This is a genomic window from Enterobacter cloacae complex sp. P43RS (genome assembly GCF_014930585.1).
Lineage (GTDB): Bacteria > Pseudomonadota > Gammaproteobacteria > Enterobacterales > Enterobacteriaceae > Enterobacter > Enterobacter bugandensis.
In genome coordinates this window covers 158,033-173,793 of the sequence record NZ_JADBRJ010000003.1, presented here as the reverse complement: position 1 = coordinate 173,793, position 15,761 = coordinate 158,033, and the positions used below count along the sequence as shown (strand labels likewise).

Genomic DNA, 15,761 nt, shown 5'->3' with positions numbered 1-15,761 from the left:
TCTCTTAGTTTAGTGTCCGCCAGGTAAGCTGGTCATGTCACAGTGCTTCACATAACCATTAACATGTATCCAGTATATGGGGATGTTTCCCACACATTCAACGCTATGAATACGGAAAAAGTAAAGGGGAGATAAAATCCCCCCTTTTTGATTAACTGCTTGTATGATTTGGTGAATTATTCGCCAGATGCCTGCTGGGCTTCCGGTTTACCGTAAATCAGCAGCGGCTTGGATTGGCCGCCGATCACGGACTCGTCGATAACCACTTTTTCGACGTCTTCCATCGACGGCAGATCGTACATGGTGTCGAGCAATGCCGCTTCAACGATAGAGCGCAAACCACGCGCACCGGTTTTACGGGCCATCGCTTTCTTGGCAATCGCATCCAGCGCTTCGTCACGGAATTCCAGCTCAACGCCTTCCAGATTGAACAGCGCCTGATACTGCTTGGTCAGCGCATTTTTCGGCTCTTTCAGGATCTGAATTAGCGCGTCTTCGCTCAGCTCATTCAGCGTTGCCACAACCGGCAGACGGCCAATGAATTCAGGGATCAGACCAAATTTGATCAGATCTTCGGGCTCAACCTGCGAAAGCAGTTCACCTTCGTTGGCTTTCTCGGACTTCGCCTTCACCGTTGCGCCAAAACCGATGCCGGAGCCGGTTTCAACACGGTGGGAAATGACTTTATCCAGACCAGCAAACGCGCCGCCGCAAATAAACAGGATCTTGGAGGTATCGACCTGCAGGAACTCCTGCTGCGGATGTTTGCGTCCACCCTGCGGCGGAACGGCCGCAACCGTACCTTCGATCAGCTTCAGCAGGGCCTGCTGCACGCCTTCACCCGACACGTCACGGGTGATGGACGGGTTGTCTGATTTACGGGAGATCTTGTCGATCTCATCAATATAAACAATCCCGCGCTGTGCTTTCTGAACGTCGTAATCGCACTTCTGCAGCAGCTTCTGAATGATGTTCTCAACGTCTTCACCCACATAACCGGCTTCGGTCAGGGTGGTGGCATCCGCCATGGTAAACGGAACATCCAGCAGGCGCGCCAGGGTTTCCGCCAGCAGCGTTTTACCGGAGCCGGTTGGCCCGATCAGCAGAATGTTACTTTTGCCCAGTTCTACACCATTGCTGGTGTCGCCGTTACGCAGACGTTTGTAGTGGTTGTATACCGCCACCGCCAGCACTTTCTTGGCCTGCTCCTGACCGATGACATAGTCGTCAAGGTGATGACGAATCTCATGCGGCGTTGGCAATGCGCTACGCTCACGGTGCGGCGCAACTTCTTTAATCTCTTCGCGAATGATGTCGTTACATAAATCGACGCATTCGTCGCAGATATACACGGACGGCCCGGCAATCAGTTTACGCACTTCATGCTGGCTTTTGCCGCAAAAAGAGCAGTACAGCAGTTTGCCCGAACCATCTTTGCGTTTATCTGTCATGAGTCCAAACCTCTTTTTAAGTTCTTTGTGCCGCACATGACGACGCAAATGCCATTCTAAGACGCGTGTGCTTTAAGCAGCGTGCCGCCCTACCTTAGTATAGCGGCACACTCGCGTCGCGGGCATCAATTACGATGGGTCAATACGGAGTCGACTAAGCCGTACTCAACTGCCTCTGGAGCAGAGAGGAAGCGATCGCGCTCGGTATCGCGCTCGATCTGCTCGAGAGGTTGACCCGTATGCTGCGCCATAAGTTCATTCATGCGCGCTTTTACTTTCAGAATTTCGCGGGCGTGGATTTCGATATCCGTCGCCTGCCCCTGGTAACCCCCCAGCGGCTGGTGAATCATCACGCGGGAGTTAGGCAGGCAGAAACGCTTACCTTTCGCCCCTGCGGTTAACAGGAAGGCCCCCATGGATGCAGCCTGCCCCATACAGATAGTGCTGACATCTGGCTTGATGAACTGCATGGTGTCATAAATGGACATGCCCGCCGTAATCACACCGCCAGGCGAGTTGATGTACAGGTAAATGTCTTTTTCCGGGTTTTCCGCTTCCAGGAACAGCATCTGCGCCACGATCAGGTTAGCCATATGGTCTTCTACCTGGCCGGTCAGAAAGATAACGCGTTCCTTGAGCAGACGGGAATAGATATCGAAAGAACGCTCACCGCGTGAGGTCTGTTCAATAACCATTGGCACCAGCGCCATATGGGGTGCAAAGTTATCTCGTTCGCCACTGTATGACATTTCCGTCTCCTGGTTCAAAATTGAAAACACCTGCTGTACTGATTGTAACCTTATGGACGGATTATCAGCCAGTCTCAATCATCGTGATTACATACTTATGGGGTTCGCCACGCCCTATTTCAAGCATAACAACCTTTTGTTGTAACGCTAACACTGAAAGGGCGTTTTAGCACCCTTCCAGAACCCATGCAGCGATAAAAAAAACCCGTCGCCGGAAGGCAACGGGTTTTTTGTTCAAACTTTAAACCGTTAGAGCGAAATTACGCCTGCTGGTTCATCAGTTCGTTGAAAGAGGTCGCTTTTTCGGTCACTTTCGCTTTCGCCAGTACCGCTTCAACAGCCTGCTCTTCCAGTGCGACGTTGCGCATGTTGTCCATCAGCTCTTTGTTCTTACCGTAGAACTCGATCACTTCTGATGGATCTTCGTATGCAGACGCCATTTCTTCGATCAGGCCCTTCACACGCTCTTCGTCAGCTTTCAGCTCGTGGGTACGAATCACTTCGCCCAGCAGCAGGCCAACAACAACGCGGCGTTTCGCTTGCTCTTCGAACAGCTCGCGCGGCAGTTCCATCGCTTGCTGCTGGTTGCCACCGAAGCGCTGTGCAGCCTGACGGCGCAGCACGTCGATTTCGCTGTCGATCAGGGCAGCAGGAACGTCGATTTCGTTCGCTTTTACCAGACCTTCAATCGCCTGAGATTTCACGCGGTTACGCACAGCACCGTTCAGCTCGCGCTCCATGTTCTTACGCACTTCGGTACGCAGGCCAGCAACAGAACCATCTTCCACGCCGAAACGCTTGATGAACTCTTCAGTCAGTTCTGGCAGTTCGCGCTCTTCAACTTTCTTCAGGTTGATGACGAACTTCGCTGCTTTACCTTTCAGGTTTTCAGCGTGGTACTCTTCAGGGAAGGTCACGTCGATGGTGAACTCTTCGCCCGCTTTGTGGCCTTTGATGCCGTCTTCGAAGCCTGGGATCATACGACCCTGGCCCATTGCCAGTACGAAATCAGACGCTTTGCCGCCTTCGAACTCTTCGCCGTCTACAGAACCGGTGAAGTCGATGGTTACGCGGTCTTCCGCGTCAACAGCGCCTTCTTTCTCTTTCCAGTTCGCCTGCTGCTTACGCAGGGTGTCCAGCATGCCGTCAACGTCTTCGTCAGTCACGGAAACGATCGGTTTTTCAACTTCGATAGATTCCAGGCCTTTCAGCTCAACTTCCGGGTACACTTCGAACTCTACGGAGTAGGTGAAGTCTTCGCCCAGTTTGTATTCGCCTGGCACGTAGTTTGGCGCGCCGGCTGGATTGATTTTTTCTTTGATGATCGCGTCGATAAAGTTGCGGCTCATCAGTTCACCCAGCACATCCTGACGCACGGAAGCGCCATAACGCTGAGCAACAACATTCATTGGTACTTTGCCCTTACGGAAGCCGTCAATACGTACTTTTTTTGCTACGTTGACCAGCTCGCTTTTCACAGCAGTTTCGATGCTGTCAGCAGCGATAGTAATCGTTACACGGCGGCCAAGGCCTTGAGTGGTTTCAACTGAAACTTGCATCTTGTTACCTCAAAAAAATCACAGTGCTCGGTCAACTCTGAATCTGTCTGTTATACCGGGATGCTCTCTTAGTGCAGATTCACATTCCCTGTCGCCAGAATCATCCCGAAGACATTCAATAAGACGCGGCATTATAGCGGCATCACTTAGGTGAGTCGAGAACGGTTGGAGCATGTTGCTGCGGCTTTTTTCACACTTTAAGGCTATTTTTAGCCTTAAAATCGCACCATCCGCTCAAAACTCAGACAAAACAAAACGGCCCGGAGGCCGTTTTGAGGAAATCTGTAAGCAACATACTGGAAAAGCTCCAGCCGTTGCAAATCCGATTTATCAGGCGATGGTGCCTGCACCGCGACACGGCGGCGACGCAAAAACCGTATCCTGCAAGCCTTCCCATTCCTTAATAGTGTAGGTATGCAGTGCCAGCGCATGCACGGTCGTGGAGAGTTCTTCCGTCAAGGTGCTGTAGATCAGGCGATGTCGGTTCAGGAAACGTTCTCCCGTGAAGCGATCGCTAACCAGAACCACTTTAAAGTGGCTTTCAGAACCTGCCGGCACGTTATGACGATAGCTTTCGTCGACGACTTCGAGGAACACAGGGTTGAACGCTGCCCTTAATTTTTCTTCTATCTGTTCACGTATCATCATGAAATTACTCCTCCGACAACGCTAAGATGTCACCCATCCCTTTAAATGTTAGCCGCTTTTACCGTTTCCATTACACCTTGACAACAAATATTTAGCTTTCGTCTGATTTTCTCATTCAAATGCATGAAGTTCACTGTGAGACTCATACCTGTCGTCTCTGGCGGGAGGAGAAAAAGGATGAGCTGGTCAGTTTTCAGACAAGACGATGAATTTACATGCGTTGACCACTTCCCCTGGCCGTAGTCGATGATATGATGGCGGCAATTTTTCTCTCTTTAATGCTTACGATTCGTTGAGAACCTGAAAATGTTTAAAAAACTCTTCTTTCCGTTGGTAGCCCTTTTTATGCTGGCAGGCTGTGCGACTCCGCCTACCACTATTGATGTCTCACCAAAAATCACCCTGCCTCAGCAGGACCCAAGCCTGATGGGCGTCACCGTGAGCATTAACGGTGCCGATCAGCGTCAGGACCAGGCGCTGGCAAAAGTGACCCGCGACAACCAGCAGGTGACGCTGACCGCGTCCCGCGACCTGCGCTTCCTGCTGCAGGAAGTGCTTGAGAAGCAAATGACCGCTCGCGGCTACATGATTGGCCCAAGCGGCGCGGTTGATCTGCAGATTATCGTCAACAACCTGTACGCAGACGTCTCTCAGGGCAACGTGCGTTACAACATTGCGACCAAAGCGGATATCGCCATCATTGCCACCGCGAAGAACGGCAACAAGATGACCAAAAACTACCGCGCCAGCTACTCTGTTGAAGGCGCATTCCAGGCCTCTAACAAGAATATTGCTAACGCCGTTAACAGCGTGCTGACGGACACCATCGCCGATATGGCGCAGGACACCAGCATTCACGACTTTATCAAGCAGAACGCACGTTAATCCTGCTCACTGACCCGGTGCTTCACCGGGTCAGTTCATAAGAACATGTCCAGTCACTACTTACGCATTTTCCAGCAACCGAAATCAGCGATTCTGCTGATCCTCGGCTTTGCCTCCGGTTTACCCCTCGCGCTCACCTCCGGCACGCTTCAGGCGTGGATGACGGTTGAGAACATCGATCTCAAAACCATTGGTTTCTTCTCGCTTGTCGGTCAGGCGTATGTCTTTAAGTTCCTGTGGTCGCCGGTGATGGATCGCTATACGCCGCCGTTTCTGGGGCGTCGTCGCGGCTGGTTAGTGATGACACAGGTCCTGCTGCTGCTGGCGATTGCGGCGATGGGCTTTCTTGAGCCGACCACACAGCTCCGCTGGATGGCCGCGCTTGCGGTGGTGATAGCCTTCTGTTCCGCCTCTCAGGATATCGTGTTCGACGCCTGGAAGACGGACGTGTTACCTGCGGAAGAGCGCGGTGCCGGTGCGGCGATCAGCGTGCTGGGCTATCGCCTCGGGATGCTGGTCTCCGGCGGGCTGGCGTTGTGGCTGGCCGACCGTTATCTCGGCTGGCAGGGTATGTACTGGCTGATGGCTGCCCTGCTCATCCCCTGCATTATCGCTACGCTATTTGCCCCCGAACCGAGCGACGTCATTCCGGTTCCCCGCTCGCTGGAGCAGGCCGTGGCCGAACCGCTGCGCGACTTTTTTGGCCGCAACAATGCCTGGCTGATCCTGCTGCTCATCGTCCTTTATAAGCTGGGTGATGCCTTTGCCATGAGCCTGACCACCACCTTCCTGATCCGCGGCGTCGGTTTTGATGCCGGTGAAGTGGGCGTGGTGAATAAAACGCTGGGGCTGTTTGCGACCATCGTCGGTGCGCTTTATGGCGGCGTATTGATGCAGCGCCTGACGCTGTTCCGCGCGCTGCTGATCTTCGGCATCCTGCAGGGCGCATCTAACGCGGGCTACTGGCTGCTGTCGGTGACTGACAAGCATATGTTCAGCATGGCCGCGGCGGTGTTCTTTGAAAATCTCTGTGGCGGCATGGGGACGGCGGCGTTTGTCGCCCTGCTGATGACTCTGTGCAATAAATCGTTTTCCGCCACGCAGTTTGCGCTGCTCTCGGCACTCTCGGCCGTTGGCCGCGTGTACGTAGGTCCGATTGCCGGCTGGTTTGTAGAAGCCCACGGCTGGCCAACGTTTTATCTCTTCTCGGTCGCGGCTGCCGTGCCGGGGATTTTATTATTGCTGGTGTGTCGCCAGACCCTGGAATATACCCAGCGGACCGAACACTTTATGCCGCGTACTGAATATCACCGCGCCTACCGATTTGCGTTACGTCTGCTAATGGCGGGCTGCGGCGCGCTGGCGCTATGGCTTGTGGTACTTATCGTTAATGCCAGTACGTCTCTGGCGCTCCCCCTCGAAGCTCTTCTGCTGGATGCAGGAGCCCTGCTGGCCATCGCCGGGATCCTGACGGGCGGTCTGCTCGATTTTATGGCATTGCGTAAAACGCAGATGACCTGAAGAAAAAGTGAAAGGTTATTTCCCGTTGTAATCACTAACCGAAATTATAACGGTGAAATAGCCAACAGCCGCTAAAAAAATATTTGTTGTTTTGTGCGGGATAGGATTTGGAAATTATTGGAGCCAATTCCAAAACGCTATTTTTCATTAAACGATTCAGCATTGGAAAGTTTGATTTTTCGTTTTTTAGATGTCTTTTTATTGATAATTAATTGTTAATTTTTTGTATATTTTTAACAATGGTTATACCAATTGCCCCTTTTAGGGTATGCTTGGGGGTCCTTTCGTTATAAAGCCCATATCATGCGGCTTCGGTCATAAAAACCGACATAATCTGCAACACTTGTGACACGTGCGGCAGAACCCGGTAACACCTTCCTGACACAGGCCTAATGATGTTTACAGTAATGTAACCTTCCCGTAAAATGCCCGCACACTTTAAACGCCACCAGACTCCCGTGGAATTGAGGTCGTTAAATGAGACTCAGGAAATACAATAAAAGTTTGGGATGGTTGTCATTATTCGCAGGTACTGTATTACTCAGTGGCTGTGATTCTGCACTACTAGACCCCAAAGGACAGATTGGACTGGAACAACGTTCACTGATATTGACGGCTTTTGGCCTGATGTTGATTGTGGTTATTCCTGCCATTTTGATGGCTGTTGGTTTCGCCTGGAAGTATCGTGCGAGCAATAAAGATGCGAAGTATAGCCCGAACTGGTCACACTCCAACAAAGTTGAAGCTGTGGTCTGGACGGTACCTATCCTGATCATCCTGTTCCTTGCCGTGCTGACCTGGAAAACCACTCACGCACTTGAGCCAAGCAAGCCGCTGGTTCACGATGAAAAACCTATTACCATTGAAGTGGTCTCCATGGACTGGAAATGGTTCTTCATCTATCCAGAGCAGGGCATTGCTACCGTGAATGAAATCGCCTTCCCGGCGAACACTCCGGTTCAGTTCAAAGTGACCTCCAACTCCGTAATGAACTCCTTCTTCATCCCGCGTCTGGGTAGCCAGATTTACGCGATGGCCGGTATGCAGACGAACCTGCATCTGATCGCGAATGAAGCAGGCACCTACGATGGTATCTCCGCCAGCTATAGCGGCCCGGGCTTCTCAGGTATGAAGTTCAAAGCTATTGCGACGCCGGACCGTGCCGCTTTCGACCAGTGGGTTGAAAAAGCGAAGCAGTCTCCAAACACCATGTCTGACATGGCGGCGTTCGAAAAAGTGGCTGCACCTAGCGAATACAACAAGGTGGAGTACTTCTCTAACGTGAAACCAGATTTGTTCAAAGACGTTATTGGCAAATTTATGGATCACGGCAAGAGCATGGACATGACCCAGCCAGAAGGCGAGCACAGCGCGCACGAAGGTATGGAAGGCATGGACATGAGCCACGCGGAAACCGCTCACTAAGGGGCCGAGGAAGAAAATGTTCGGAAAATTGACACTGGATGCAGTGCCCTACCATGAACCGATTATCATGGTTACGGTGGCTGCAATTATCATTGGTGGCGCGGCCTTAGTTGGCCTGATCACTTACTTCGGTAAGTGGAGCTACCTGTGGAATGAGTGGCTGACTTCGGTTGACCACAAAAAACTCGGTATCATGTACTGCATCGTCGGTATCGTCATGTTAATTCGTGGCTTTGCGGATGCAATCATGATGCGTAGCCAGCAGGCACTCGCGTCTGCGGGCGAAGCCGGCTTCCTGCCACCGCACCACTACGATCAGATCTTTACCGCCCACGGCGTTATCATGATCTTCTTCGTGGCGATGCCGCTGGTAATCGGTCTGATGAACGTTGTCGTTCCGCTGCAAATTGGCGCGCGCGACGTAGCGTTCCCGTTCCTGAACAACCTGAGCTTCTGGTTCACGGTTGTCGGCGTTATCCTGGTTAACCTGTCACTGGGCGTGGGCGAATTCGCACAGACCGGCTGGCTGGCTTACCCACCGCTTTCGGGAATTGAGTACAGTCCGGGTGTAGGCGTTGACTACTGGATTTGGGCGCTTCAGCTCTCCGGTGTCGGTACCACCCTGACCGGTATCAACTTCTTCGTGACCATCCTGAAGATGCGTGCACCAGGTATGACGATGTTCAAGATGCCGGTATTTACCTGGGCATCTCTGTGCGCCAACGTACTGATTATCGCGTCGTTCCCAATTCTGACCGTCACCATTGCGCTGCTGACCCTGGACCGCTACCTGGGCACCCATTTCTTCACGAATGATATGGGTGGCAACATGATGATGTACATCAACCTGATTTGGGCCTGGGGTCACCCGGAAGTGTACATTCTGGTTCTGCCTGTCTTCGGTGTGTTCTCCGAAATCGCGGCAACCTTCTCGCGTAAGCGTCTGTTTGGTTACACCTCTCTGGTGTGGGCAACCGTGTGTATTACCGTTCTGTCGTTCATCGTTTGGCTGCACCACTTCTTTACCATGGGTGCGGGCGCGAACGTAAACGCCTTCTTCGGTATCACCACCATGATTATCGCCATCCCTACCGGGGTGAAGATCTTCAACTGGCTGTTCACCATGTACCAGGGCCGTATCGTGTTCCACTCAGCAATGCTGTGGACCATCGGCTTCATCGTGACCTTCTCCGTAGGTGGGATGACCGGCGTACTGCTGGCGGTGCCAGGTGCTGACTTCGTTCTGCACAACAGCCTGTTCCTGATTGCGCACTTCCATAACGTTATCATCGGCGGCGTGGTCTTCGGCTGCTTCGCAGGTGTGACTTACTGGTGGCCTAAGGCGTTTGGCTTCACGCTGAACGAAACCTGGGGTAAACGCGCGTTCTGGTTCTGGATCATTGGCTTCTTCGTGGCGTTTATGCCGCTGTACGTGCTGGGCTTCATGGGTATGACCCGTCGTCTGAGCCAGCAGATCGATCCGCAGTTCCACCCAATGCTGATGGTTGCAGCGGGCGGTGCAGCGCTGATTGCCTGCGGTATTCTGTGCCAGCTGATTCAGTACTACGTGTCCATCCGCGACCGTAATCTGAACCGCGACCTGACCGGTGACCCATGGGGTGGCCGTACGCTGGAGTGGGCAACCTCTTCTCCACCACCGTTCTATAACTTTGCCGTAGTGCCGCACATTCACGAGCGTGATGCATTCTGGGAAATGAAAGAAAAAGGTGAAGCGTACAAGCAACCTGAGCATTACGAAGAGATCCATATGCCGAAAAACAGCGCTGCGGGCATCGTGATTGCCGCTTTCGCAACGGTATTTGGTTTCGCAATGATCTGGCACATCTGGTGGATGGCGATTGTTGGCTTCGCTGGCATCGTAATCAGCTGGATTGTGAAGAGCTTTGACGAGGACGTGGACTACTACGTACCAGTCCGTGAAGTTGAAAAGCTGGAAAATCAGCATTTCGACGAGATTTCTAAAGCGGGGCTGAAAAATGGCAACTGATACTCTGGCGCACTCAACTGCCCACGCGCATGAACATGCGCACCATGATACAGGACCGACCAAAGTCTTCGGTTTCTGGATCTACCTGATGAGCGACTGCATTCTGTTCTGCTGTCTGTTCGCGACCTATGCCGTTCTGGTGAACGGCACAGCGGGCGGCCCGACCGGCAAGGACATTTTTGAACTGCCGTTCGTTCTGGTTGAAACCGCACTGCTGTTATTCAGCTCCATCACCTACGGCATGGCGGCTATCGCCATGTACAAAAACAACAAGAGCCAGGTTGTCTCCTGGCTGGCGTTGACCTGGCTGTTTGGTGCTGGCTTTATCGGGATGGAAATCTATGAATTCCATCACCTGATCATGGAAGGTTTCGGCCCGGATCGTAGCGGCTTCCTGTCAGCGTTCTTCGCGCTGGTAGGCACCCACGGTCTGCACGTGACCTCGGGTCTGATCTGGATGGCAGTACTGATGTTCCAGATCTCCCGCCGCGGCCTGACCAGCACTAACCGTACCCGTATCATGTGCCTGAGCCTGTTCTGGCACTTCCTGGACGTGGTATGGATCTGCGTGTTCTCTGTTGTCTATCTGATGGGGGCGATGTAATGAGTCATTCTAACGATCATGGCGCTTCCCACGGCAGCGTAAAAACCTACATGACAGGTTTCATCCTGTCGATCATCCTGACGGTGATCCCGTTCTGGATGGTGATGAGCGGTTCTGCGTCCAAGCCGGTTATCCTGGGAGCAATCCTGGTGACCGCGGTGATTCAGATTCTGGTGCATCTGGTTTGCTTCCTGCACATGAACACCAAGTCCGATGAAGGCTGGAATATGACTGCCTTTATCTTTACCGTGATTATCATCGCTATCCTGGTAGTCGGTTCCATCTGGATTATGTGGAACCTCAACTACAACATGATGGTTCACTAAGAGCGGCGAGTATGTTTAAGCAATACCTGCAAGTCACGAAACCAGGCATCATCTTTGGCAACCTGATCTCCGTAATCGGAGGGTTCCTGCTGGCCTCTAAAGGCAGCATTGATTACACCCTCTTTATTTACACGCTGGTCGGTGTGTCACTGGTGGTTGCGTCCGGTTGTGTATTTAACAACTACATCGACATGGATATCGACAAGAAGATGGAAAGGACCAAGAATCGGGTGCTGGTTAAAGGCCTGATTGCCCCTTCCGTCTCGCTGGTGTACGCCACCTTGCTGGGTATTGCTGGCTTTATGCTGCTGTGGTTTGGTGCTAACCCGCTGGCCTGCTGGCTGGGGGTGATGGGGTTCGTGGTGTATGTAGGTGTCTACAGCCTGTATATGAAGCGTCACTCCGTCTACGGCACGCTGATTGGTTCTCTCTCCGGCGCTGCGCCGCCGGTGATTGGCTACTGCGCCGTCACGAACGAGTTCGACAGCGGTGCGCTCATCCTGCTGGCTATCTTTAGCCTGTGGCAGATGCCGCACTCCTATGCCATCGCGATTTTCCGCTTCAAGGATTATCAGGCGGCGAACATTCCGGTTCTGCCGGTCGTGAAGGGCATTTCAGTTGCCAAGAACCACATCACGCTCTACATCATCGCTTTTGCCGTGGCAACGCTGATGCTCTCTCTGGGTGGTTACGCCGGATATAAATATCTGGTGGTAGCGGCCGCGGTGAGCGTCTGGTGGCTCGGCATGGCCCTGCGCGGCTACAAGGTGGAAGATGACAAAGTCTGGGCACGCAAGCTGTTTGTGTTCTCGATTGTCGCCATCACCTCCCTGTCCGTGATGATGTCCGTAGACTTCATGGTGCCGGACTCGCAAAACCTGCTGACTTACGTCTGGTAAGTTTATGTGATGATGAAAAGGGTGCTTCGGCACCCTTTTTTTATTCATGAAATCTATTAATTACGCATGTAATATTTGTTAAATAAGCCTTTATTTACCCCGCCCCTTCCCCGCACTACACTATGGCCTGCTTTTGAACTGAGGTGGTAATGAACGATTATAAAATGACGCCGGGCGAGCTGCGTGCGACCTGGGGTTTAGGGACTGTTTTCTCGCTGCGGATGCTTGGCATGTTTATGGTCCTGCCCGTTCTGACCACGTACGGCATGGCGTTACAGGGTGCTAGCGAAGCGCTGATTGGTCTTGCTATTGGCATTTACGGTCTGGCGCAGGCGGTGTTCCAGATCCCCTTTGGCCTGCTTTCTGATCGGGTGGGCCGCAAGCCGCTGATTGTCGGCGGGCTGCTGGTCTTTGTGCTCGGGAGCGTTATTGCCGCCCTCTCCCACTCCATCTGGGGCATTATTTTGGGCCGCGCCCTGCAGGGCTCCGGGGCGATTGCCGCAGCGGTGATGGCGCTGCTTTCTGACCTGACACGCGAGCAAAACCGTACCAAAGCGATGGCGTTCATCGGCGTGAGCTTTGGCGTGACGTTTGCGATTGCGATGGTGCTCGGTCCCATCATTACGCACAAACTGGGTCTGCACGCCCTGTTCTGGATGATTGCGGTGCTGGCGACTATTGGGATCGCACTCACCCTGTGGGTTGTGCCAGACAGTAAAAATCATGTCCTTAACCGTGAATCCGGGATGGTTAAAGGCTGCTTTAGCAAAGTCATCGCCGAGCCGCGTCTGCTAAAGCTTAACTTCGGCATTATGTGCCTGCATATTCTGCTGATGTCCACCTTCGTCGCCCTGCCCGGCCAGCTTGCCGCAGCAGGTTTCCCGGCGGCAGAGCACTGGAAAATTTATCTGGTCACGATGCTGATTTCGTTTGTCTCTGTCGTGCCGTTCATCATCTACGCCGAAGTGAAGCGCAAAATGAAGCGCGTCTTCGTGGGCTGCGTGGCGTTACTGCTGATTGCCGAGATCGTGCTGTGGGGTGCCGGCCCGCACTTCTGGGAGCTGATCGCAGGCGTGCAGCTCTTCTTCCTGGCGTTTAATCTGATGGAAGCGCTGCTGCCGTCGCTGATCAGCAAAGAGTCCCCCGCCGGTTACAAAGGCACGGCAATGGGCATTTACTCCACCAGCCAGTTCCTCGGCGTGGCGATCGGCGGCTCGCTTGGCGGCTGGGTCGACGGCCTGTTTGATTCACAAACCGTGTTTCTCGCGGGCGCGCTGCTGGCAACAGTCTGGCTGCTGGTCGCCAGCACCATGAAAGAGCCACGCTACGTGAGCAGCCTGCGGGTAGAAATCCCGGATGACGTGGAGATTAGCGACGCGCTGAAGCAGCGTCTGGAAGGAAAAGAAGGGGTCACAGAGGTGCTGATTGTTCCCGAAGAGCGCAGCGCTTATGTCAAAATTGACAGCAAAGTGACCAACCGCTTTGAGGTGGAGCAGGCGTTGAAGGCCTGAAAAAAAGCCCGGTTAAACCGGGCTTTTTTTGTCTTAATCGCGGAAGTTTTTAAACTGGAACGGCTGTCCCAAATCCCCGCCGCGCACCAGCGCCATCACGGACTGCAGGTCGTCGCGAGATTTTCCGGTTACGCGAATTTCTTCGCCCTGGATCTGCGCCTGCACCTTCAGCTTGCTGTCTTTAATCAGCTTAACGATCTTCTTCTGCACCGCGCTCTCGATGCCCTGCTTCAGTTTGGCTTCTACAAACCAGTTCTTACCGCTGTGGACAAACTCGTCCGGCACGTCCAGAGACGTTCCTTCGATGCCACGTTTTAACAGCTTGGCGCGCAGAATGTCGAGCAGCTGATTCACCTGGAAATCAGACTCGCTCAGCACCTTAATGGTCTTATTTGCGTCGTTCAGCTCAAACGACGCCTCAACGCCGCGAAAATCGAAACGTGACTCAACTTCGCGGGTTGCGTTCTCAACGCCGTTGCGAACTTCCTGGATATCAACTTCGGAAACAATATCGAAAGATGGCATCTTTTCTTCTCCCTTCACTTTTGTTGCGTTGCATAATACCCGCTACGAGGCATAACTCAACAGAAGCTTAGCTGTATAATTAAGCTGTAACACCTGGCGCAGTTGCAGGTGAGGAGGAACAATGAAAATTACGGTGCTCGGATGCGGAGCGCTCGGCCAGCTGTGGCTGACCGCGCTGTGCAAGCACGGACATGAGGTTCAGGGCTGGCTGCGCGTGCCCCAGCCCTATTGCAGTGTCAACCTGATTGGTGAAGACGGAAGCATTTTTAACGAATCCCTCACCGCGAACGATCCTGATTTCCTGGCGCAAAGCGACCTGTTGCTGGTGACGCTCAAGGCGTGGCAGGTCTCAGATGCGGTTAAGACTCTGGCCGCGCAGCTCCCCCCCACGTCCCCCATTCTGCTGCTGCATAACGGTATGGGAACCCTTGATGAGCTGAAAAGCGTCCCGCAGCCTCTGCTGATGGCGACCACCACCCACGCAGCGCGTCGCGACGGGACTATTATCGTGCATGTCGCCAGCGGCGTGACGCACATCGGCCCGGCCAGAACACAGGATGGCGACTACAGCTATCTGGCCGATGTTCTGCAAAAGGTCTTGCCGGACGTCGCCTGGCACAACAACATCCGCCCTCAGCTGTGGCGCAAGCTGGCCGTTAACTGCGTGATCAATCCGCTGACGGCGCTGTGGAACTGCCCGAACGGGGAACTGAAAAACCATCCGCAGGAGGTGGCGTCCCTGTGTGCAGAAGTCGCGTCGGTCATTGAGCGAGAAGGCCTGCACACCTCAGCAGAGGATTTACGCTGTTATGTCGAGCAGGTTATTGAGAGTACGGCTGAGAACATCTCCTCGATGCTGCAGGACGTTCGGGCATTACGCCATACGGAGATAGATTACATTACCGGCTATCTGCTAAAGCGCGCCCGCTCGCACGGCATCGCCGTGCCGGAAAACGCCCGTCTGTATGACCTGGTTAAACGTAAGGAGAGTGAATATGAGCGCGTCGGCACTGATTTGCCTCGCTCCTGGTAGCGAAGAGATGGAAGCGGTCACCACCATTGATTTACTGGTACGTGGCGGCATTAAGGTAACAACCGCCAGCGTAGCCAGCGACGGCAATCTGGCAATCACCTGTTCACGAGGGGTGAAAATCCTGGCAGACGCACCGCTTGTACAGGTTGCTGACGGCGATTACGACATCATCGTCCTGCCCGGCGGCTTAAAAGGCGCGGAATGTTTCCGCGACAGCCCGCTGCTGGTTGAAACCGTGCGTCAGTTTCATCTGTCCGGCCGTATCGTCGCGGCAATCTGTGCCGCCGCTGGAACGGTTCTGATTCCGCACGACATCTTCCCTATCGGCAATATGACCGGCTTCCCGGGGCTTAAGGATACGATCCCGGAAGAGCATTGGGTGGATAAACGCGTCGTCTGGGATCCGCGCGTCAATCTGCTGACCAGCCAGGGACCCGGCACCGCGATTGATTTTGGCTTAAAGATTATTGATCTGCTGGTCGGGCGGGAGAAGGCCTACGAAGTGGCGTCGTCGCTGGTGATGCCGGCGGGGATTTATAATTACTATGAAGAGTAGTGCATAAAAAAAGCCGGGTGGCGCGAGGTAAAAGCAAAACGGCAACCTTTGGTTGCCGTTT

15 protein-coding genes are annotated in these 15,761 nt (G+C 53.4%); 10 read left to right on the top strand and 5 right to left on the bottom strand.

All coding sequences use genetic code 11. From position 1 onward, the window contains the following. Nucleotides 1-176 precede the first annotated feature (176 nt). The 4 genes from clpX to bolA all read right to left on the bottom strand — a co-directional run bounded on the left by clpX (nucleotide 177) and on the right by bolA (nucleotide 4,407). Nucleotides 177-1,451 (bottom strand): ATP-dependent protease ATP-binding subunit ClpX, encoded by a 1,275-nt coding sequence (clpX, locus tag IM294_RS07825; RefSeq protein ID WP_028012161.1) that lies wholly within the window; start codon nucleotides 1,449-1,451, stop codon nucleotides 177-179. A 125-nt stretch (nucleotides 1,452-1,576) separates the two neighbouring features. Further along, nucleotides 1,577-2,200: an ATP-dependent Clp endopeptidase proteolytic subunit ClpP gene (clpP, locus tag IM294_RS07820; protein ID WP_010428105.1), complete on the bottom strand. Its 624-nt coding sequence runs from the start codon at nucleotides 2,198-2,200 to the stop codon at nucleotides 1,577-1,579. Nucleotides 2,201-2,460: 260 nt separating this feature from the next. Beyond that, nucleotides 2,461-3,759 carry a trigger factor gene (gene tig / locus IM294_RS07815; RefSeq protein ID WP_008503318.1) on the bottom strand — a complete coding sequence of 433 codons (1,299 nt, stop codon included), beginning with the start codon at nucleotides 3,757-3,759 and terminating at the stop codon, nucleotides 2,461-2,463. 330 nt (nucleotides 3,760-4,089) lie between these two features. Continuing rightward, the gene (bolA, locus tag IM294_RS07810) at nucleotides 4,090-4,407 is read right to left on the bottom strand and encodes a transcriptional regulator BolA (protein WP_003859051.1); all 318 of its coding nucleotides are present in this window, start codon (nucleotides 4,405-4,407) and stop codon (nucleotides 4,090-4,092) included. Between the two features lie 306 nt (nucleotides 4,408-4,713). On the opposite strand from bolA, the gene IM294_RS07805 reads away from it, so the two are divergent. The 8 genes from IM294_RS07805 to IM294_RS07770 all read left to right on the top strand — a co-directional run bounded on the left by IM294_RS07805 (nucleotide 4,714) and on the right by IM294_RS07770 (nucleotide 13,586). After that, a complete protein-coding gene (locus tag IM294_RS07805; protein WP_028012160.1) occupies nucleotides 4,714-5,292 on the top strand; it encodes a lipoprotein in 579 nt (192 codons plus the stop codon). A gap of 45 nt (nucleotides 5,293-5,337) precedes the next feature. Continuing rightward, entirely contained in the window at nucleotides 5,338-6,813 is a 1,476-nt protein-coding gene (ampG, locus tag IM294_RS07800; protein ID WP_028012159.1) for a muropeptide MFS transporter AmpG, read from the top strand. 477 nt (nucleotides 6,814-7,290) lie between these two features. After that, nucleotides 7,291-8,238, top strand: coding sequence for a cytochrome o ubiquinol oxidase subunit II (gene cyoA, locus IM294_RS07795; RefSeq protein WP_008503322.1), 948 nt, complete (start codon nucleotides 7,291-7,293; stop codon nucleotides 8,236-8,238). Between the two features lie 16 nt (nucleotides 8,239-8,254). Then, nucleotides 8,255-10,246 (top strand): cytochrome o ubiquinol oxidase subunit I, encoded by a 1,992-nt coding sequence (gene cyoB, locus IM294_RS07790; RefSeq protein ID WP_028012157.1) that lies wholly within the window; start codon nucleotides 8,255-8,257, stop codon nucleotides 10,244-10,246. Continuing rightward, on the top strand, nucleotides 10,236-10,850 hold the full coding sequence (locus IM294_RS07785) for a cytochrome o ubiquinol oxidase subunit III (RefSeq protein WP_003859057.1): 615 nt from the start codon (nucleotides 10,236-10,238) through the stop codon (nucleotides 10,848-10,850). Before cyoB ends, IM294_RS07785 begins: the two co-directional genes overlap by 11 nt. Next, nucleotides 10,850-11,176 (top strand): cytochrome o ubiquinol oxidase subunit IV, encoded by a 327-nt coding sequence (locus tag IM294_RS07780; RefSeq protein ID WP_006176899.1) that lies wholly within the window; start codon nucleotides 10,850-10,852, stop codon nucleotides 11,174-11,176. The genes IM294_RS07785 and IM294_RS07780 overlap by 1 nt, the downstream gene beginning before the upstream one ends. A gap of 11 nt (nucleotides 11,177-11,187) precedes the next feature. Further along, entirely contained in the window at nucleotides 11,188-12,075 is an 888-nt protein-coding gene (gene cyoE / locus IM294_RS07775; protein WP_003859062.1) for a heme o synthase, read from the top strand. A gap of 149 nt (nucleotides 12,076-12,224) precedes the next feature. Then, entirely contained in the window at nucleotides 12,225-13,586 is a 1,362-nt protein-coding gene (locus IM294_RS07770) for an MFS transporter (RefSeq protein ID WP_045259898.1), read from the top strand. 33 nt (nucleotides 13,587-13,619) lie between these two features. Here IM294_RS07770 and IM294_RS07765 read toward each other — a convergent pair whose 3' ends face one another. Continuing rightward, nucleotides 13,620-14,111: a YajQ family cyclic di-GMP-binding protein gene (locus tag IM294_RS07765; RefSeq protein ID WP_023293165.1), complete on the bottom strand. Its 492-nt coding sequence runs from the start codon at nucleotides 14,109-14,111 to the stop codon at nucleotides 13,620-13,622. A 121-nt stretch (nucleotides 14,112-14,232) separates the two neighbouring features. On the opposite strand from IM294_RS07765, the gene panE reads away from it, so the two are divergent. Both panE and yajL read left to right on the top strand, forming a co-directional pair. Then, nucleotides 14,233-15,144, top strand: a complete 912-nt coding sequence (panE, locus tag IM294_RS07760) for a 2-dehydropantoate 2-reductase (RefSeq protein WP_041911083.1) — start codon at nucleotides 14,233-14,235, stop codon at nucleotides 15,142-15,144. Then, on the top strand, nucleotides 15,107-15,700 hold the full coding sequence (yajL, locus tag IM294_RS07755) for a protein deglycase YajL (protein ID WP_045259897.1): 594 nt from the start codon (nucleotides 15,107-15,109) through the stop codon (nucleotides 15,698-15,700). Before panE ends, yajL begins: the two co-directional genes overlap by 38 nt. Nucleotides 15,701-15,761: the final 61 nt, after the last annotated feature.